Source organism: Bacillus sp. FJAT-25509 (assembly GCF_001420605.1).
In the GTDB taxonomy this organism is placed as follows: Bacteria; Bacillota; Bacilli; order Bacillales; family Bacillaceae_G; genus Gottfriedia.
The window spans coordinates 125071-144523 of record NZ_LJIZ01000003.1 but is presented as its reverse complement, the minus strand read 5'-3'; the positions used below and the strand labels follow the sequence as shown (position 1 = coordinate 144523).

General features: G+C 31.0%; 17 protein-coding genes and 1 pseudogene. 7 read left to right on the top strand and 11 right to left on the bottom strand.

Annotation, left to right across the window (positions count from 1 at the left end; all coding sequences use genetic code 11):
• Positions 1 to 5: 5 nt before the first annotated feature.
• The 4 genes from AN960_RS01085 (at position 6) to AN960_RS01070 (ending at position 4956) form a co-directional block, all read left to right on the top strand.
• Positions 6 to 965, top strand: a complete 960-nt coding sequence (locus AN960_RS01085) for an LLM class oxidoreductase (protein WP_056465627.1) — start codon at positions 6 to 8, stop codon at positions 963 to 965.
• Between the two features lie 224 nt (positions 966 to 1189).
• A complete protein-coding gene (locus AN960_RS01080; protein WP_056465625.1) occupies positions 1190 to 2329 on the top strand; it encodes a murein hydrolase activator EnvC family protein in 1140 nt (379 codons plus the stop codon).
• A gap of 560 nt (positions 2330 to 2889) precedes the next feature.
• On the top strand, positions 2890 to 3969 hold the full coding sequence (locus tag AN960_RS01075; protein ID WP_056465623.1) for a bifunctional glycosyltransferase family 2/GtrA family protein: 1080 nt from the start codon (positions 2890 to 2892) through the stop codon (positions 3967 to 3969).
• A 126-nt stretch (positions 3970 to 4095) separates the two neighbouring features.
• Complete coding sequence (locus AN960_RS01070; RefSeq protein WP_172795380.1) at positions 4096 to 4956, top strand: PIG-L deacetylase family protein; 861 nt, start codon at positions 4096 to 4098, stop codon at positions 4954 to 4956.
• Between the two features lie 828 nt (positions 4957 to 5784).
• Here the strand turns inward: AN960_RS01070 and AN960_RS01065 are convergent.
• Entirely contained in the window at positions 5785 to 6123 is a 339-nt protein-coding gene (locus AN960_RS01065; RefSeq protein ID WP_056465619.1) for a DUF3889 domain-containing protein, read from the bottom strand.
• A gap of 163 nt (positions 6124 to 6286) precedes the next feature.
• Between AN960_RS01065 and sleB the strand changes: the two genes are divergently transcribed.
• Together sleB and ypeB are read left to right on the top strand one after the other, a co-directional pair.
• Positions 6287 to 7090: a spore cortex-lytic enzyme gene (gene sleB, locus AN960_RS01060; RefSeq protein WP_056465617.1), complete on the top strand. Its 804-nt coding sequence runs from the start codon at positions 6287 to 6289 to the stop codon at positions 7088 to 7090.
• 15 nt (positions 7091 to 7105) lie between these two features.
• Positions 7106 to 8431: a germination protein YpeB gene (gene ypeB / locus AN960_RS01055; protein WP_056465615.1), complete on the top strand. Its 1326-nt coding sequence runs from the start codon at positions 7106 to 7108 to the stop codon at positions 8429 to 8431.
• 59 nt (positions 8432 to 8490) lie between these two features.
• Here ypeB and AN960_RS01050 read toward each other — a convergent pair whose 3' ends face one another.
• The 5 genes from AN960_RS01050 to AN960_RS01030 all read right to left on the bottom strand — a co-directional run bounded on the left by AN960_RS01050 (position 8491) and on the right by AN960_RS01030 (position 16475).
• On the bottom strand, positions 8491 to 13413 hold the full coding sequence (locus tag AN960_RS01050) for a DUF4132 domain-containing protein (RefSeq protein WP_056465613.1): 4923 nt from the start codon (positions 13411 to 13413) through the stop codon (positions 8491 to 8493).
• A gap of 13 nt (positions 13414 to 13426) precedes the next feature.
• Positions 13427 to 13846 (bottom strand): hypothetical protein, encoded by a 420-nt coding sequence (locus AN960_RS01045; protein WP_056465610.1) that lies wholly within the window; start codon positions 13844 to 13846, stop codon positions 13427 to 13429.
• 165 nt (positions 13847 to 14011) lie between these two features.
• Positions 14012 to 14791 (bottom strand): undecaprenyl-diphosphate phosphatase, encoded by a 780-nt coding sequence (locus AN960_RS01040; RefSeq protein ID WP_056465609.1) that lies wholly within the window; start codon positions 14789 to 14791, stop codon positions 14012 to 14014.
• A gap of 89 nt (positions 14792 to 14880) precedes the next feature.
• Positions 14881 to 15786, bottom strand: coding sequence for a hydroxymethylglutaryl-CoA lyase-like TIM-barrel protein (locus tag AN960_RS01035; protein WP_056465607.1), 906 nt, complete (start codon positions 15784 to 15786; stop codon positions 14881 to 14883).
• A 281-nt stretch (positions 15787 to 16067) separates the two neighbouring features.
• Positions 16068 to 16475 carry a hypothetical protein gene (locus AN960_RS01030; RefSeq protein ID WP_056465605.1) on the bottom strand — a complete coding sequence of 136 codons (408 nt, stop codon included), beginning with the start codon at positions 16473 to 16475 and terminating at the stop codon, positions 16068 to 16070.
• A gap of 131 nt (positions 16476 to 16606) precedes the next feature.
• On the opposite strand from AN960_RS01030, the gene AN960_RS01025 reads away from it, so the two are divergent.
• The gene (locus AN960_RS01025; protein WP_056465603.1) at positions 16607 to 16858 is read left to right on the top strand and encodes an alpha/beta-type small acid-soluble spore protein; all 252 of its coding nucleotides are present in this window, start codon (positions 16607 to 16609) and stop codon (positions 16856 to 16858) included.
• Between the two features lie 87 nt (positions 16859 to 16945).
• Here AN960_RS01025 and AN960_RS01020 read toward each other — a convergent pair.
• The 5 genes and pseudogenes from AN960_RS01020 to AN960_RS01005 all read right to left on the bottom strand — a co-directional run.
• Positions 16946 to 17188: pseudogene (locus tag AN960_RS01020) on the bottom strand (IS3 family transposase); the annotation flags it as partial.
• A gap of 348 nt (positions 17189 to 17536) precedes the next feature.
• On the bottom strand, positions 17537 to 17842 hold the full coding sequence (locus tag AN960_RS01015; protein ID WP_056465599.1) for a hypothetical protein: 306 nt from the start codon (positions 17840 to 17842) through the stop codon (positions 17537 to 17539).
• Between the two features lie 457 nt (positions 17843 to 18299).
• Positions 18300 to 18449, bottom strand: coding sequence for a hypothetical protein (locus AN960_RS24275; protein ID WP_156339580.1), 150 nt, complete (start codon positions 18447 to 18449; stop codon positions 18300 to 18302).
• A gap of 227 nt (positions 18450 to 18676) precedes the next feature.
• Positions 18677 to 18907, bottom strand: a complete 231-nt coding sequence (locus tag AN960_RS01010) for an excisionase family DNA-binding protein (protein ID WP_056465597.1) — start codon at positions 18905 to 18907, stop codon at positions 18677 to 18679.
• Positions 18908 to 19063: 156 nt separating this feature from the next.
• Positions 19064 to 19420: a nuclear transport factor 2 family protein gene (locus AN960_RS01005; RefSeq protein WP_056465596.1), complete on the bottom strand. Its 357-nt coding sequence runs from the start codon at positions 19418 to 19420 to the stop codon at positions 19064 to 19066.
• Positions 19421 to 19453: the final 33 nt, after the last annotated feature.

Here is a 19453-nt window from a genome sequence, read left to right as displayed (position 1 = left end):
ATCATATGAACAATTTTAATAATCATAAAACATACAATCGTGTTTACAAAGAGGGCGAGATGACATTAGGTCTTCATATTCCTCTTGAGAATTTTCAATTCGATTCACCGACAATGAAAAAACAAGTTGAACTATCGCAAATGGCTGAAAACTATGGATTCACAGCACTTTGGTTAAGAGATGTAATTTTAGAGGATCCAAATTTTGGTGATCCAGCGGTAGGGCAAATATATGACATGATGATTTACTTAACATATTTAGCGAGCCAAACCAAAGAAATTGGTTTGGGTACAGCTGCAGCAGTTTTACCTTTAAGACATCCATTACAATTAGCCAAAGAAATAGCAACTATTCATCAATTGTTTCCTGAGCGTCTTTTATTAGGGGTTTCTTCAGGGGATCGTCTAGCTGATTTTGATGGATTAAATATTTCTCATCCAAATAGAGGGAAAGCATTTGTTGAAGCATTCGAATTTTTAAATAAAGTTTTATATGAAGATTTTCCTATAATTAAATCTTCAAACGGTATTATATCTGGTGCAAATTTAGTTCCAAAACCAACTAAACATATTCCAACCTTCATTACCGGGTATGCACAGCAAGATATGGAATGGTTTGCTAAGAATGGTGATGGATGGATGTATTATCCACGTCATCCACATGATCAAGAAGAAACGATAAAAAGATGGAGAGAAATGGTCGCTATTCATCATCCTGGTGTTTTTAAACCATTTAGTCAACCAATGCATTTAGATTTATCCGATGATCCAAATGAAATGCCAAAACCTATTCGATTAGGGTTTAGACTAGGAAGAAACTATCTAATTCAATTACTAAATATTTATAAAGAAGCAGGTGTCAATCATTTGTTTTTTGCTTTATTTGATAGTATAAGACCTGCTGATGAAGTCATTCAAGAGTTGGGAGAAGAGGTAATACCTCATTTTCCAGCAAATAAATTGTGAAATTTTTTATAAATTATAAGAAGTAAACCTACATGAAAGCAAAAGCATATTCATAAAACACAATCAAATCAAAAGTTAAATAAGTATTAGTTTACTGCTTATTTTTTATAGTGTTGCAAAGATCTTGTAAAAAACTTGTAAAAAGAGTGTAGTCTAATTTGCATAAAATTGTTACATTTCTAAGTTAACATATATAAGTATATGTCAAACTTAGGGAGATAACGATGAAACGAATTATTCATAAATTAATATTAGTAGCTGCAGGTTTATCATTTACTATACTTCCAAATGGTGTATTTGCAGAGAATATAGGAAATTCAAAGATTAAGAGTATACAAGATAAACGAGTAAAAGTTCAAGAAGAAACACAAAAAGCAAAAAATGAGATGGATCAATTAAAAGATCAGAAAAAATTGTTATTAAATTCTTTAGATACAATTAACACATCAATTGAGAATACAAAAATAAAGAAGAGCCAAAAAGAGGCAGAATTAATAAATGGCCAAAAAGAAATAGAAAATTTACAAGCTGAAATAGAAGAATTTCAAAAACGTTTAGATCAACGTCAAGTAATCATAAATAATCGTTTAATTACAATACAAAAATCGGGTGGAAATAATTCATATTTAGACGTTATTTTTGATGCAAAAGGTATTGGTGATTTAGTACAACGAATAAACGCTATTGGTAAATTTATGAATACTGATCAAGACATAGTTAAGGAACAACAGAACGATATTGTAAAAGTTGAATTTAAAAAGAAAGACATAATGACAACTCAATATAAGTTGGAAAATGATAAAAAAGAACTTCAAAATTTAGAAGGTTCACTTGTTAATCAAGAAACTCAAATGAATGCTATTCTAAGCAAACTTAAGGATGATGTTTCTGATAAGGAACAGGATATTTTGAGTTTAAAAGAACAGGAAAAAGCTATAAAAGTCGCTTCAAGTATTTCAGGTGGTAAATTTACTCGACCAGCGGAAGGGTATGTATCTTCAGGTTTTGGCTATCGATCATTTGATCATGAAACGCATTATGGCGTAGATATTGCTAAAAAAGGAACTACACCGATTGTCTCAGTAGCAAATGGCGTTGTAATACGAGCTTACCATTCATCTAGTTATGGTAATGTTGTCTTTATTACACATAATATTAATGGAAAAGTATTTACATCAGTTTATGCTCATATGCAAAATTATCAAGTCTCAGCAGGGCAAACTGTTTCAAAAGGACAAAAAATTGGAATGATGGGAAATACGGGGCATTCTTTTGGTAAGCATCTTCACTTTGAATTGCATGATGGACAATGGAATCAAGCAAAATCAAACGCAGTTAATCCAGCAAAGTATATCAACTTTTAAGCTTTTATAACACAAATCGAACCACATTTATCTCTTATAAAGCCAAGGTCACAAACCAACCTTATTTTTATGTAGTGATTCATCAATATTTCAACAATCTATTAACAGCCTATTTTAAGATAGGCTGTTTTTGATTTTGGAAAGATATGTGTGTGATGTTTATCGAATAAATGTCCATCCACACATTTCTATTTATCTTAATTATCTAATAACGTTGATATATCAAGGGGTGGTAACATATTTTTGCCATTGATTTTGGAAAGATATGTGTGTGATGTTTATCGCATAAATGTCCATCCTCATATTTCTATTTACTCTTAATTATCTAATAACGTTGATATGACAAGGGATGGTAACATATTTTTGTCATTGATTTGTGACAAAAATGTGTTTAATCGATAAAAGTGAGACACAAATTTGCTATTTATACCCATTAAATTTTTAATTATATGTTTTGCGATTGGTTAAACTTATTTACAATATAAAATTAATGTTCAATTCAGTATAAATGTGTGAGATACTAGAATTACTAATGGAAATGATTGAGAGGACGCGAATCAATGCAGTATCACTTTCCTGTTATTTTAATACCAGCACTTAGTCCAGATGAACGATTGATCCATTTGGTTAAGGAATTGAAGTCTAAATTTAATCCACATATTATAGTCGTTAACGATGGTAGCGATCCACAGTACAATGGAATTTTTCAGAATTTACGTCAAATAGACCAATGTACCGTTCTTGACCACCCTCACAATTTAGGAAAAGGGATGGCGCTCAAGACAGGGATTTCATATTTTTTAAAAAATTTCTCGAATTCGGCTGGTCTTGTGACAGCAGACTGTGACGGACAGCATACACCGAAGGATATTGATCAAGTGGCAAGAGCTTTGATGGCATCGCCAGATAATTTAATCTTAGGGGTGCGAAATTTTTCTGAAGAAAACATACCATTCCGTAGTCGATTTGGAAACACATTAACCCGCTCAATTTTTAAATATCTAACAGGTTTGTCTATTACGGATACACAAACGGGCTTACGTGGAATTCCCGTTTCATATATGAAATTTTTACTTAATTTGTCTGGTGCGCGGTTTGAATATGAGTTGAATATGCTCCTGGCCTGTAAACAGCAGGGGATTGACATCAAGGAGACAATGATTGAAACAATCTATTTAGATAAAAACAGCAGTTCACACTTTAATCCTCTAGTGGATTCTATTAAAATTTATTTTGTGTTCTTTAAGTTTTTATCATCATCTCTTATTTCTTTTGTCGTTGACTATGGGTTATTTGTGCTATTTATTTTTTTATTAGAACATAGGATTGGCACAAATGCAGCTGTGTTATGGGCTGGCATTATCTCACGTGTCATTTCATCAATCGTTAATTACATATTAAATGCAAAAACAGTTTTTAAACATTCTTCTGCAAGGTCTGTCGTACGCTATTATATTTTATCAGGGATTCAAATGATCGTTTCAGCGTATGGAGTTACTTTCCTACAAAATGCCTTCCACGGGGGAGCGAGTATATTAAAAATAGTTGTGGACTTATTGCTTTCTTTCAGTAGTTTCAAAATTCAAAACGAGTGGGTATTTGAAAAAACAAAGAAACGTCAAAAAGTTAGCAAAACGTAAAATCATTCAGAATACTATGATTAAAAATTTTTATGAATTAGGCGAATCAAGCTAGACGATTCGCTTATTTCTATGGAAAAGTGCGCTGAATTAATGTTTCAAAGTCGAAAGAAAGGTAACAGTTATATGCTAAAAAAATTCATTGGACGTATTTTGATTGTGTTGTTCACTATTTTAATAATACTGACTGTCGGACTCGGGTTCGTACATAACCTAATTTTAGATAAAAATTCAGTTGTGACAAATTCTCTGCTTCCGAAAGATTCACCAAAACGAATGATGCTGATCTTTCCGCATCCAGATGACGAGATTACCGTTTCTGGAGAAGTTTTTCGTGAGATTCACGAAGAAAACGCCAAGGTAACGATGGTTGTTTTGACGGAAGGAGAAGCGGGAAAAACAGGTGGTGTAGTCTCGAAAGATGAGCTCGGAAAAGCACGCGAGAAAGAAGGGGAGTTTGCAGCAAAAACGCTAGGCGTAACACCTGTTCAAGCAACTTTCCCAGATTCCAAGCTTTCTGAAGTCAATCCAATTGAGTTGAAAAACTACATTTATCAACAAATAAAAAAATATAAACCGACGACGATTCTCACTTACGATGATGTTGTGGGATATTATGGGCACCCAGATCATATTTTTGCTGCAAAAATAGTTCGAGAAGTGTTTCGTGAGCATAAGGACGATTCGTCTTTTTCTGCTAAAAGATTATACATGGTGACACTGCCCCCGAAAGTCTGGGATGGTATTTTGAAGTTTGGAAAGAAACTTCAGGAAAAATATCCGCTTAGGGAGAATCAAAGTCCACCGGAACCAACTAATGCTGTGATTGTTAAAGCATATGGTAAGCAGATAGATAAGTTAGCAAAGGGATACAAAACACAGCAGCAGGCGGTAGATGCATTGCTTCCAGGGCATCGGCAGATTCCTTATTGGATTTATTTTAAAGTGCTAGATCGGGAGTATTTTTATTTGGCTGAAGAGAATTAATGCTTTGGCTTGTGTTGTTTGTAAAGTTGACGTGAAAGATTTTTGTTGTTTAGTAAAGCTCCCAATTTTGGGAGCTTTTTTCATGATTTGAGAATTATATCATCAATTGAAGTACTAAACTAGTGAAGTAATTAAATTCGTGTCGTAAAAACCTAGAGAGGATATATATGCGTGTCGAAGTTATCTTTAAAGTAATCTTATTTTTGAGGTTTAATATTTTCAGGTAATCAATTGAAGTTATAGAAGTAAACAAAGTGTTTTCTTTAAAAAGTAGGTTAGAAAAAATTTTCATCCTTGTTATTGATTTTTCTGCTAGTTTACATAATATATATTATAGGAAGTTGAGGTAAAAACACTATAATCCATCTCAATTGAAAAGTATTCTTAGTGTTTTGAGATGAAGCGAAAAAATCATCTAATTTAGTTAATCAGATCAAATAATCCAATTGATGTAAAAACCAACTAATTTATTAAAACTCAAATTTACATAGTAATTTAATCATTTAAAACTTGAGTAAAAAAATTAATTAAAAATTCTTCAATAAAAAATAAAATCTTAAATTGTTAGTAATTTTATTTTATACAACAATTCAATCTGTTTATTGTTTATTTGCACTCATTGATTGTGTTTAGTTTTTTATTTGATTTCAATTACCATTCCAACATTAAAAATTAATTTTGAAATAATCAATTTTCTCTATTTTAAAAATCATAAATCCCTTATTTAAACTAATACTTTCTTTTAAAATTTTTTCATGTGATTTCCCTCACAATATGTGTTTCAATAAAAAACATCACAATTTAAGCGATGTTTTTTAAAGTTATTTATTATCGATCCGTCTCAGTAAAGGTCATTCCTAAGTATCTTTCTGTTCTTGGATCAAATTCTACATTTACAAATACCCCGAATTCCTTACTTCCATCTTTTAATCTTAACCATAACTTGAATTTTTCTACTGAGACTGTTGGTGTTTTTTGTTCTCTCCCAATGTGTAAGTAATCTATAACATCCGATTGTGGGTATCTTTGGATTGTTTTTTCAACTGCAATTTTCCCCCATTTAGCATATGGAGGCTCATAAACTGGTTTTGCAGCAGTTGGGTTTACTTTGCAAAAAATACAAAATAAGAATGAGAAAATGAAAATTGCTCTGTATGTTCTTTTCATAATACCTCCTCCTTTTTGCTTCTATCCTTACTATTCGACCCCTCTACTCTATCTATCCGTTACTTGTTTGTGCAATTTATATCAGTTTTTACGCTTTTTACTAATAAAAAGAAATTTTTTACAAATAGTAATCCTATATGTATTTGATTAAGGAGGATTTATTTTGCAAAAAAATTTTCATTTTAAAACTGCATTTATTATCTTATGCATAATATGTATTTCACTAATTACTTTAAATATCAACTTACCTAAAAAAGAAGTTGATGCCTTTAGTAGTCAAGTACTCAGCCGTGGTTCAACGGGCGATGATGTTAAGGAGCTTCAAGAGCGCCTTATATTTATAGGGTTTCTTGACGACAAAGCTGATGGAGTTTTTGGCTGGAATACATACTGGGCTCTTCGTAATTTTCAAAAGGAATTTGGTATGAAGGTTGATGGTATCGCAGGAACAAAATTAAAGGAAAAGTTGACAAAAGCAACTAAGAATTATAAAGGTAGTACAGCAAATAATAATACTTCAAACAATACGCCGGCTAAACCGGATACAAATAAACCTAATAATTCGAATTCAAAACCAAATAATAAACCAATTGCAAACGCACCAAATGGTTATACAGATAATGACATTAAATTAATGGCAAATGCAGTATATGGAGAATCACGTGGTGAGCCATATATTGGGCAAGTTGCAGTTGCTGCCGTTATATTAAACCGTTTAACAAATGCATCTTTCCCAAATTCAATAGCTGGTGTCATATATCAACCAGGTGCTTTTACGGCAGTAGCTGACGGTCAAATTAATTTAACCCCTAATGCTCAGGCTAAAAAAGCAGTAATTGATGCAATAAATGGCTGGGATCCAACCACAGGATGTATTTATTACTACAATCCTAAAACAGCAACAAACCAATGGATTCGTGGCCGCCCTATTATTCTTACAATAGGACAACATATTTTTTGTAAATAATTGTAGTGAGGTGTAATGATGAAAGGTAGTTGGATTGTTGTAGGTGCTTTAACAGCCGCTCTAATCGGTACTGGTTATTGGGGATATACGCAAAATCGCGATCTGAAAGAAATGAATTTAAAAGCCGAAAATAATTATCAAAGAGCTTTTAATGAACTAACATTTGATATGGATTTATTACACGATAAAATCGGTACGACTTTAGCAATGAATTCAAGAACGTCTCTCTCCCCTGCTTTAGCAGATGTATGGCGTCTTTCGATTCAATCTAAATCGGATATTGCACAGCTTCCATTAAAATTTGTGCCATTTGATAAAACGCAGGCCTTTTTAACTGGAGTTGGAAACTTTAGCTATAAAACAGCGGTTCGGGATTTAAATAAAGAACCACTAACTGCAAAGGAATATAGTAATTTACGTAATATGTATTCAACTGCTGAAAAAATTCAAGATGGACTACGGAATGTACAAACAAACATCATGAATAAAAACTTAACTTGGATGGATGTTGGCCAAATGTCCGAAGAAAAAAAAGCACCACGAGACAATAGTATCGTGGATGGTTTTAAACATATTGAACAAGTAAAAGCAACTACAGACAATGATTTTGGTCCTACGTTTTCGAATGGCCAAGAAGAATCTAAAGGCTTAAAGAAGCTAACTGGTAAAAAAATTGATCAAAATGAAGCAAAAAAAATAGCTGAAGACGCTGTACCGCTCAAAAATGTTACTAAAATAACAGTTACTAGAAGTAAAAGCGATAATGATCGATTTGAACCTTTTTACTCAGTTACAATGGCACACACTAACCCAACAGCTGATACGTATATGGAAGTAACAGAAACTGCAGGTTTGCCGATCTTCTTTATTACAAATAGACCCATAGCTAAACAGCAAATCAGTTTAGACGATGCAGTGAAAAAAGGGTTAAGTTATTTAAATTCAAAAAACTATAAGAACATGGAATTATATGATAGTTCACAATACGATACGATTGGTGTACTTCAAATGGTAAAAGCAATTGATGACGTGCGCATCTATCCAGAAGCAATTCAGTTAAAGGTTGCATTAGATAACGGTCAAATAATCGGATTTAATGCTAAAAACTATATTACATCTAACCATGTACGTAAAGTCCCTACTCCTAAGCTGACACTTGAGCAAGCAAAAGCAAAGCTTAATAAAAATGTTAAAGTAGAAGAAGAACGATTAGCTGTCATCTTAAATGATTTTAATAAAGAAGTTCTCACTTATGAATTTTTAGGTACATATAATCACGATACATATGATATCTTTATAAATGCAACGACTGGTGATGAAGAAAAAGTTAAAAAACTTTAAGTAATAGCATAAAAAGCACAGGTTTATTACTTCCTGTGCTTTTTTGTGTTAAAAACGATTTAATGTAATTGCATTAATATGTTCGGATCTTTAATTTTTTGATCTTGAGCTAATAAAACAATTTTTGATAAAATTTCTGCTGTTTTTGGATCTTCATCAATAAACGGTAAAAAGATTTTCCCTCTATGCTGTGAATGAACTGGGATAATATGTAATGCTCCCTTCGCATTCTTATAAGTGTTTCCACTTCCAAGATGTACGTTATATTCACCGAGTTTCCCATAAATTTTTGCATGATTTTGAGAGAAATCAACATTAGAGATTTTCATTAATCTAATTGACTCGTGAATGATTGCTTTTCGCATCTCAATAGTTGATAAACTTGCCTCAGGATCGACTCCTCCAACATGCGCTATACTTACAACCAAATCAACATCCCTCATGACCTCAGAGTAAATAATAGGTGGTATTTGCTCAATTGAAATGTTTTCATATGTTTTACGATTAATAAATTCAATAGTCTCTAAAGTAGGTGCTTCAACATCAGATGGCGAAAACCAATCCGCTGCAGCATAAATCTTAACAATAATATTCTCATTATAATAAACCTTCTGTAATCCCTCTTCGTAACTTGCTGTCCATAAACGGCTCTTTAATAACGACACGGTTTTTCTTGGTTGTACCTGATGCCCTTCATATCTTCTAGAAATTTTTCCATTTGCTAATTCATCAATATTTGGTAAATATAATTCTCGAAAAACTTGTTTAAAAGGTTGAATGATTTTATTTTCAAAAATAAATCTTTGACATTCACTCCACGTACCACTCTCATATAAGTGTGTAGGATGTGCAATTTTTAAGAGGTCAGAATCATTTAGTTGATATTCTTGACCATTCGGACTAATCAGCTTGTTATCTTCAAAAAATCCAACTTTATTTTCAGAAACAAATAAAAGCTTACTGAGTAGTTGATTTACGATCATATTTTTAGTCAAATTGTCTATCTCTTTAACTGTAAATACCGTTTCTAAAACCATCGATTTTTCTAACTCTATTCTTGCTCTTCTTAATTGATTTTTAATTTCTTTTTTTACTTCAGTCAATTTCAAAATATACTCATTCTTTTTATACCTAGTTGGAACGGATTTTAAAACTTTGTCATTTTTATGAATGAGGAAATGAACTGTTCCTTTTTCATTTAATTCAAGTCTAATCATTAGATCATCAATCATTTTGAGCTCAAAATAAGTGTTAAATTCCTCTGCCTTTTTAGATTCCAAATCCCATGTCATTCGAATCGTATCTGAATAGCCTGCATTTCTAGCTAGATTTCCTAATGCAATTTCGACTACTTTCGCTTCACTTGCTCTTCTTTGGGCTCCATACTGTGTGCTTTCCTTTAAAAATTGCTGAATAAATTCATAGCGAGTTACTAAGTCTTTCTTAGTTGAATGATCTAAAGGAACTAAACTATAGCATAATAAATGCTCTTTATTTCGCTTATCGACTACAGAGCTCTTCAGTTTATCTATTTTCAACTTGCCTAATACAGCATCAGCAAATAATTGTGATCTACGGTGGTTTGCTCCACCTGAAATATATTTGGCACATTCGTAAAGGATCTCAAACCGTTCTGATCCTAGCTCTTTATACGCCTCTGTAAACCAATTAATATCAAATGCACCATCATTAAATTGATTCGGCTCAATTGGAGAGTAATGTGCGACGATCGCAGCCTTTTTATCCTCAAAATCCTCGTTAATATGTGCATGGAAATACCATGCAGCACTATTTAACCCGCTCCAATTTAAATAATCAGAAACAAGATCAAGCCATTGCGGAGCATACATTGCAGCTTCAAGTAAACGCTTTTCTGATATCTCTTTTTCATTTAATAAGTTAGATAAGATTTTAACATGATCATTTTCATTCGGATAACAGGCTTTTAACAATGAACTAAACGATTCTTTCTTTGAAATATCTTCTCCACTTGCGTAAAAATATCCTCGAATAAACCCTTCATCGCCAATTCTCTCAAGAATTTGAACAAAGTAAGAAGTACCTTCAAAATAATTAATCCCACTAGCAAAATTAGATACATTTGTAGGTAAATCTCCACGCTTTAATTCAATTTCTAAAACCCTGTGTAGTATTTTTTGTGCTATTTGAGTAATTTCAGGGTATTCCTTTACTAATTCACTGTTTTCAATATAGAGTTCTCTAAAGAATTTATTTCGTTTTGAATCACTCAGAGTTTCTTTAAGAAGCTCATTTTCATCTATTACATTTAACGTGTAAGCACGTATTAATTCCTCTGGTGAGTGTTTAAACAAGCGCTTTTTACAGTAATGATAAAGATAATTTTTATATTCAAAGTACTCGATAAATGATTCATCGTCATAGATTGATTGTTCTAACCATTCAATTAAAGTCTCCGACAAATAAACATAAATCTTAAGCCAATTTGATCCATCGGCAATGAGTATTGAAAACGACTTTAATTGATTTAATAGATAATGGAATTTATCTTCTTTTGGAAGATCATCAAAATATGCTTCGATGATACTTCTAATTTGCTGTTTATACTTCTGGTCAACTATCATTTTGCTTACTTCTTTTAGGCTTGAGATTGGGAAAAATGAAATGAGTAAGTCTTTCTGACAGTCATTTAATGAAGTAAGACTTTCTTCATCAGTTAAATCATAATTTCGATACTTATAATCCCAAGGACTAATTGTATTTTCGTAGTAATTTACTAAGTAGTAGCTATTCAAATAAAACCATAATTCAATTATTTGGTTCGTCTGAAGCCCACTAGAAATTAAATAGTTTTTCCAAACATCTGGTAAAGGTAATTGGTCAACCATCTTTAAGTCATCTGATTTATAATGCCTTATCATTTCTATCTGACTACCTAATAAAACAGATTCTTTCTCTCCATTCCAGTATTCTATTTCAAATTCATAATCTTTATTTTCATGTACTAGTTCAGATAAACCATTTAAAAAAGCTGGAATTTTAGCCTTGTTAAGTGTATACCATTCTTTTTGTTGGTAAGATTTTTCAATTTCAAGTTTACGAACTGGCCTAATTTTACTAGGGTCATATAAACCAAATCCATTTTTTTCATTCCACTCTTGCTTTGTTAATTTATCAATCTGCAACCGCTCATTTTCCGTAGGATTAGAGATTAAATGGAGTAATTCCATATATTGATCAAAGTTGGATTTATGTACTTTATGTTCTTTCGTTTGGTTTACAATATCCAATGCCCCAAGTCGTTGTTGAGCTTTCTTACTACTCAATAATCGTTTTAGCGATTCTGTTAACTGTTCGTGCTTAAGCTTTAAAAGTAAATGGATTGCTTCTTGTCTAATTAATGGTGTTTTAAGCATAAGCAATGCCTCAATTCGTGGAATATCAGAGTCGTTTAAAGAAGTTATTTTTTTTATTTTAGCTATAGCTTCTTCTCTAATTAATACACTTCTTTCTGCCAACGCATTAAAAAGATATTCCTTCTGAGTTGGATCATCAATATTTACGATAAAATATTCTAAAAACTGAGACCTAGTTTCAGCGGTCATATATTTTTTGTACTCCATTAGTTGAGCAATCCAATTATGATCTAAATCATACGCTGTTAAATAGATTAAAATTTGAATAATCGTATCAGGTGAAAAAGTTATTTCCATTTGTTTAAAAACGTTGGAATTTATCACTTTATTTGTCTTAGGACCATGTTCTAGCATATTACTAAAATAAATGAATTGCTTTTTTCGGACATCTTTATCTTGTAAAAGCGGTTCTTTATAATATGAAAATTTATTTTCTTTCTCACTTAAAATGTTATAACTTGTTGAACAATGATAGGGATAATTTTTAATCGTCCAGGCTTGCAATTCTATATCTGTCTGTTCGAAATGATTAGATAGTAGAGAATAAATAAGTGGTTTATTTTCTAATTGGCCAATTAAATAATGTACAACTACTTTTTGATAATGTAAGCCATTCGTTAAAATAAGACTAATTTCATTGATTAAATCAGCTTCCTCATATACACCTTTAGCCCATAAAGAAATATACAGCTTATCTACATTATTTTGAGAAGTCCAATCATTTCGTAAATCTTCGTTATTTAATGCTAAAGAGATATAGGTAATAATTTGATTCACGATTCTTTTATTATTCGACTCCAATTCAACACCGGTCCAAACACCTAGTGCTCTTACAATCGAACTAAAACGTGTTAGATTATTCTCTATGATTATTTGAAGCAAAAACTTCATTCCATCGATGGTACCTTCATCCATTGTTTCAACTATATTTTGTCTTAAGCCTTCTTGCAGACCCGCAGCTAAAAGCAGCTTACCCAAATCTTCATAGCTTTCCTGTTTATGAGATTTAAACATCCCTTTAATCATCCATCTACTTAGCAAAGCTGTATTATTTTCACCGTATATAATTTCTTTTAGTGTATTTTTTATTTCTTCATTTTCATGGTCAAGTTCATAAGCAATCAAATCACTTAATATAGAATGGTAATCATAGTCTTCTTTTAGTTCAGAGGATGAGGTTAGAAGCGTATTTAAGGTTACATCGTGCTCATTCCATCGTACTAATTCAAATGATTTTTCGATCACTCTTTTCGTATGTACTGTCAGATCCTTCGTTCGAAAAGGTCTTCTATAGTAACTTTCTGAATATGGATAATCAATAACATGAGCTAGAATATAATCAAATTTGTTTAATTCTTGTTCACCTAATAAGGATTTTATAATGAATCGAATCGGTTCAAAGCATTGATTATTAGTTAAGTTTGGATTTGCGGAAATCAGTTTTTCGATTGGTCTAACATAATCACGATTGTAATAAGAACTATTTTTTGCACCATTAATCATTAATCTAGCAATTTTTAAATGATCTTCATCAAGTAAATGTAATTTTTCTTCTAATCTTTGATAATATTCTTTATATTGATTCATGTTAAATTCCTTTCTACCACATACGGCCTGACAGCATCGTTAGTTTTATAAATGTAAACTCGTCATTTTCATGTAAGTCAATGTTTTCTTGAAGGCTTTCTATTTCTTTATCATTTAAGAATACTTTAAATAGGCTGTCTTGGAATGCTAGTAATGCAGTAGAAATTGCTTCAATGACATTCGCATTCGTATCATTATTGATCGTATTAAATCCAATCTTACCGACTGTTGATTTCAAATTAATTTCGTCCTCAGTTAGATAAGGAAGAAAAGGAATTCCAATTTCTTTTTGATTAAATGAATTTACATTAATTGAGATTAGTTCCTCAATTAATTTTTCTAGGTTTATTGGTTTATTTTCAATTTCAAATGGTGTTTTTTCTAAAAATCCTTTTCGTCTAGATAAACTTTTTAAAGTAATAAAAATCTGCATATGTCTTTTCTCCTATAAGGTGATACTTTAATTTTAGTCGAATAGTTGGTAACTTGAAATCTAATAATTATTAAAAGTATCCAATAATATAAACAGAATAAATAAGGCACAAATTTAATAAAAAAAAGCAGAAGATTCTGCTCTTTTATGTATCAATAACTTGTATTAAAATATCTTCAAATACTGAAGCACTACAATACTAACCCCTAAAAAAATAACATAATAGCCAAAAATATTCAGTGATTGTTTTTTTAATAAATTGATCATCCAACTGATTGCTAAATAACCGAATATAGCGGCAGCCAATGTTCCAAGAAATAGAGGGAAAAACGGAATTTGCTCCGCGTTTCCGCCAAGTAGATCTTTTCCTTGGAAGATGATTCCACCTAAGATTGCAGGGGTAGATAGTAAGAACGAAAAATAAGCAGCGCTTTTACGTTCCATTCCTTTAAATAATGCAGCAGCAATTGTTAATCCTGAACGAGAAACCGCTGGGAAAATAGCAAGTGCTTGAAATGAACCGATGAATAAGGCATCAACCCATGTTAACTCCTCCATTGTTTTCTTCCCTTTTCTCCTTTTATCAGCAATAAACAAAATAATACCAGTAAAAATGAACTCCCACCCAATCGTTTTACCTGAAACAGATATTTCATCAAAAAAATCTTTAAATAATAAGCCTACTATTACAGCGGGTAATGTTCCTACAAAAAGTAATAAAGTTAATTTTGAAAAAGGTTTTTTTATTAAACCTTTCCATTCTTTACTGTAAAAAACAAACACCGCTAATAAAGTACCAATATGCATTAGAGTATCTAATAATAAGCCCGCCTCATCTAACCCGAATAAATGTCTACCAATATATAAATGACCTGTACTACTGATCGGGAGAAATTCAGTTAGCCCTTGAATGATGCCTAATATAATTGCTTCAATGTTAGACATAATCAATTCTCCTTTCATTCAAATTAGTAAATTATATGCGAAAAAATTTCAATTCTTGTCCTAATTATTAAAAACAAAATAAAAAAGCATCATGTTAGATGCTTTTTGGATGGTAATCTTGAAAATAACTTACTAGTAGGCTCTTCTTTTAATTCGTTTGAAATATAGTTTGTAGCGTCTAATAGTTTTACTTCGTCAACATCAGTCGTTATCTCAAGTCGATGTAAAAATGATATTAAATCTTCCGTTTCAATCATTCTATTTTGTTCATTAGATGGAAAACACCCTCCGAACCCTCCATTTGCTGATTCAAACCGCTGAATCCCATATGAAAGAGAAGTATAAATGTTAGAAATGCCATTCCCAAAAGTATTATAAAATTGCATCGAACAACGATCTTTCGGTATTTTTATTAATAAATCCTCCAAAAACAACTTAACTTGAAGAGGTGTTGCTTTGCCTGCAGTATCAACAAACGATATCATTTCCACTCCATCATCTAATAATCGCAATGCCAAGTCGATTGCTTTTTGATGACTTACTTTTTCATCGTGATAGCCAAATACCGTTGTAATATAAGCTCGAGTAAGCTTTTCATAATCTTTTGTTACTTTAGTCATCTCTTTTATATCTTTCAGTGATTGATTGATCGAGCAGTTTTTAATATTAACATTATATGTTTCACTTGTTGATATAAAAAAGTTTATTTCATCTGCATCTACTACAAATGCTCTCATTAAACTTCTTTTATTTGGTACTAATACTCCATATGTAATATGATGATCTCTTTTTAGCTTCAATACTAATTCGGTAGCTTCACTAAACTGTTGTTTATTCGGAAAATTCATTAGAGTGGATACTTCGATGTGATTTAATCCACTATCAATAAGATAATTAATCCATTGTAATTTTTGGTCAATAGATAATCGTGATCCATATTGAAAATTAATACGAGGTCCAATTTCTTTTATAAATACAGACTGTGGTAGGTTCAATATGATCGACTCCTATTCTACTTTTTATTTTTTAAACAAGTTCCTCTGTAAATATCCTTGTATAAATTCTACTTGAGTCGAAAGTTATTTATGATAGATTGAGTAGAATCTTTAAAATAAAAAAAGCTCTTGATAAAAATATCAAGAGCTTTTTGTTAAAACGATTGTCTTAAATTAATAACCAATTGAAAATCGTGAAACTTCCATTTTTTTGCATAAATACTCAATTACAAATATACAAATACGGTATTTTTTGGAAGGATATACATTTATTTGGAAGTTTATACTTCTAAATCTTCGCCTTCTTCAATTACATGGAATAAAAGATGAACTAAATGATGAATTGAACTAGAAGCATCCAGTTCAACTTCTTCTTCTTCAGAAGTTTCATCAACGAATTCTAAATCATTTAAATATAAAGCCATGAATTCATAAAAATCTTTCATCGCAAAAGAATAGCAAGCAACTGGTTCTTCATCTTCTTCATTATATTGAAGGACTAAATGAGATACATTTCCTTCAGTATCCTCTGAATCTAGAAACACAAAAAAGCCTATATTCGTATCGATTTCGAATAAATGTCTAGTTCCACCTTCAGTAGACTTATGGTATTCCTCATCATTCAATTTTTGGATTAACATATTATCTACATTATCTTCTTTGTGAAAAGTTACATTAAAAGATTTCATCATCATTCTCCTTTTAGATCGATTAATCAACGCATGTCTTCATTATGTAACATTCCCTATTTTATAGCAATTATTTCCATAATTAAAAAAATCAATAAACGGGAAATCTACAACTAAAAGGAGTGGGTTTGATGAGTAGAAAAAATAAAATCTTAGTTCCTGAATCTAGAAAAGCATTAGATGCTTTAAAAGCTAAAGTGATGCATACATCTAATCCTGAAGATGCTAAGTTCGAAGCTGCTGAAGAAGTAGGGGTTCCTTTAACGAAAGGATATAATGGTAATTTAACGTCTCATGAAAATGGTAAAGTTGGCGGGCGTATTGGTGGGAGTATGGTGAAGGAATTAGTTAGGATGGCTCAGGAGAATTTGAATAAACGTTGATGTAAAGTCCAAAAATAATTCATCACTATAAATAAAGGATATCTAAATTTTAAAATGTACCCTTTGTAAAGGACATTGAAAAAAAGTTTATGCTGTTTTAAGGAGATGATTTCTGTATTGTACAGGGGTGATCTTCTTTAATTTCCACTGATATCTATAATGATTGTAATACTTCATATAATGTTTTATTTCTTTATTGAGCTCATCAAATTTTTGACATGACTTAATAGAGGCATCATCTTTAAAATGGCCAAAGAATAATTCTTGTGGTGCGTTATCCCAACAGTTTCCACGTCTAGACATTGATTGAATTAAACCCAGTTTTTTCACTTCCTGAAGACATTCTTTTAATAACTTCTTGAAGCAGTTGGTAAATCATTTTCTGTACATAGAAGCAAATAATTCTAAAGCTTGATGTAGCTGTTTTCTACCTATAAAATAAGCAGTGGAATTCAAATACGAATTCACACTGCTTTTTAAGTACCTCGAAATTCATCACTCTAAGCTATTTCTTGTTGAAATAATGCATGCGACAGTTGAATAACAAATTTTTAAGTTTGTAAATACACTTTAATTACTTTCTCACATGTAATTTGGTCAAAACTAGTAAGCTTATTGTTGTTTAATCGCTTAAATGAAAATGCCCCTGATCCAATTATGAATTCAGGGGCATTAGTATTAAATATTCTTATACTCTTTTTGATTTATTTCCCTTAACTTTCTCAATAGCCATTTTGCCCAAATAAGATCTTTTCCAAATCTTGGAGAAAGGTCTATAGGTTTACATTCTACTTCGTTATGATTCAACTTGTCATAGACTTCTTGAGTAAAAAGAGATTTATCTACGTAGTTATTTAATTTGAAGAAATCCTCATCTTCTGAATTTTGATGAACATCTTCAAGTATCATAACTTTTGAAAATATATTGCCAAAATCACTCTCTTTAAAACCGCCTCTAAAAAAATCGTCAAACAGATTGGACATATTAAACACTCCTTTTATTTCTGAATAAAGAGTTCAGCTATGTAGTGCATAAGGGTATCGTGTATTTATTGTACACAATGTTAAAAAGTAATTTGTGACAACTTTTTAAAATCTTAGGTTGAATTTTGTCCAACAAATAAAAAGTTCTATACTTAATTATTAAAACTCGCTTCATGATACATTTAATTTTACAACACTTTTTTAATAAAATTTTTTTTTATTAAGGAAAAATAAAATAATGAGAAAAAAGCGCACTAATATTTACGAGCAAGTACAATAGGGCTAAACAAAAGGGAAAAGACTTGAACGAGGTCCTTTCATTTGTATAATAACATTGATTTATTTTTTTGGACGTCTATAAATGTTACAAATTTAGAACAACTAAATACAAAAAAATATCCCTGTATCCATTATGGAGACAGGGAATTTATTTACTAAAATCAATATAGAATAACTACTAGAAAAGTCCATGTACTAAATATTTAACAAAATCAGTAAAACCTTCTCCTACTCCTGAATAGATCATTTCGTGATAAGCATTATTCATACTTAAACCGATCGATATTGTTATAAGGATGGGGACAATCATCATTACTCCCTTTTTCACTGTATAACACTCCTTAAAGTAACTTTTGAATTTTTCATTAAATATAAGTCAGAAAGTTTTAAAAAATACTTATGATAATAATGTATACAATTTGTATGAAGTAATCAATTGTGAATTATTTCCAGTTAATAAATTTTTGTTGAATTTCATTTAAAACATAAAAACGCAAAAAATCAGATCGAAAAAAGTAACTTGTAATAGCAACCCTCTTACAATCTGAATTTATGTTAGTCTTCGTCTTTTACGTCTGGGTCTTCAGGAATTGGTTCGTTATAGTAATCAGCAATCATTTTTTTTGCTTTTTCCATTTGTTCTAAATGATTATTAAATTGCTCTTTGTAGATTAAATATTGCTCACCATCATGGACTGCTCTTATTTTTCGTTCTTGAATTAATTGGTTTATATAGGATTCTTCAAGATCTAAGTATTCCGCTGTTTCTTTAATTGTTAAATACATTTTGTTCTCCTTACCTAATCATTCTTACATTATCTTACCACAAACTTGGAAATAATTTGATATTGAGAAATTAGAGAAAATTAAATGATCTATCTAACAAAAAGAACACAAATCGAAGGATTCGTGCTCTTTTGATTATTTTACTTATAAATTTACCTAAAACTCTGTTGGTGTACCCTGATGGAAATACATCTTCCATTGACCATCTTTAAACTTCCAAATTGAATTACGTAAGGAATGTTGTTTTTTTACTTCATTAAATATTCGATAAGTCACTAAGGTAATTTCTTCTGATAATGGATGAATTTCAAAATCACTTAATGTCATTTTTACGATTCCAATGCCATTTTCTAATTGATCATCTTTATATAAAACTCTTCCTGAACTCCCGAATTCAAAAAATTCATCAGCTAGTAAATTTTTTAATTCAGTTTGTGAAGTGCGAATCTCTGGTTTAAGCAATTTTTCTTCTAACATACATAGATGCTCTTTTAAAAAATGTAAACCTTCCATCATTCATTCACCTTCTTCGTTTTATATAGATTG

Coding starts and splice junctions, on each gene's coding strand:
- AN960_RS01085 (WP_056465627.1), top strand. CDS start 6: ATGAACAATTTTAATAATCATAAAACATACAATCGTGTTTACAAAGAG.
- AN960_RS01080 (WP_056465625.1), top strand. CDS start 1,190: ATGAAACGAATTATTCATAAATTAATATTAGTAGCTGCAGGTTTATCA.
- AN960_RS01075 (WP_056465623.1), top strand. CDS start 2,890: ATGCAGTATCACTTTCCTGTTATTTTAATACCAGCACTTAGTCCAGAT.
- AN960_RS01070 (WP_172795380.1), top strand. CDS start 4,096: ATGCTAAAAAAATTCATTGGACGTATTTTGATTGTGTTGTTCACTATT.
- AN960_RS01065 (WP_056465619.1), bottom strand. CDS start 6,123: ATGAAAAGAACATACAGAGCAATTTTCATTTTCTCATTCTTATTTTGT.
- ypeB (WP_056465615.1), top strand. CDS start 7,106: ATGATGAAAGGTAGTTGGATTGTTGTAGGTGCTTTAACAGCCGCTCTA.
- AN960_RS01050 (WP_056465613.1), bottom strand. CDS start 13,413: ATGAATCAATATAAAGAATATTATCAAAGATTAGAAGAAAAATTACAT.
- AN960_RS01045 (WP_056465610.1), bottom strand. CDS start 13,846: ATGCAGATTTTTATTACTTTAAAAAGTTTATCTAGACGAAAAGGATTT.
- AN960_RS01040 (WP_056465609.1), bottom strand. CDS start 14,791: ATGTCTAACATTGAAGCAATTATATTAGGCATCATTCAAGGGCTAACT.
- AN960_RS01030 (WP_056465605.1), bottom strand. CDS start 16,475: ATGAAATCTTTTAATGTAACTTTTCACAAAGAAGATAATGTAGATAAT.
- AN960_RS01025 (WP_056465603.1), top strand. CDS start 16,607: ATGAGTAGAAAAAATAAAATCTTAGTTCCTGAATCTAGAAAAGCATTA.
- AN960_RS01015 (WP_056465599.1), bottom strand. CDS start 17,842: ATGTCCAATCTGTTTGACGATTTTTTTAGAGGCGGTTTTAAAGAGAGT.
- AN960_RS01010 (WP_056465597.1), bottom strand. CDS start 18,907: ATGTATTTAACAATTAAAGAAACAGCGGAATACTTAGATCTTGAAGAA.
- AN960_RS01005 (WP_056465596.1), bottom strand. CDS start 19,420: ATGGAAGGTTTACATTTTTTAAAAGAGCATCTATGTATGTTAGAAGAA.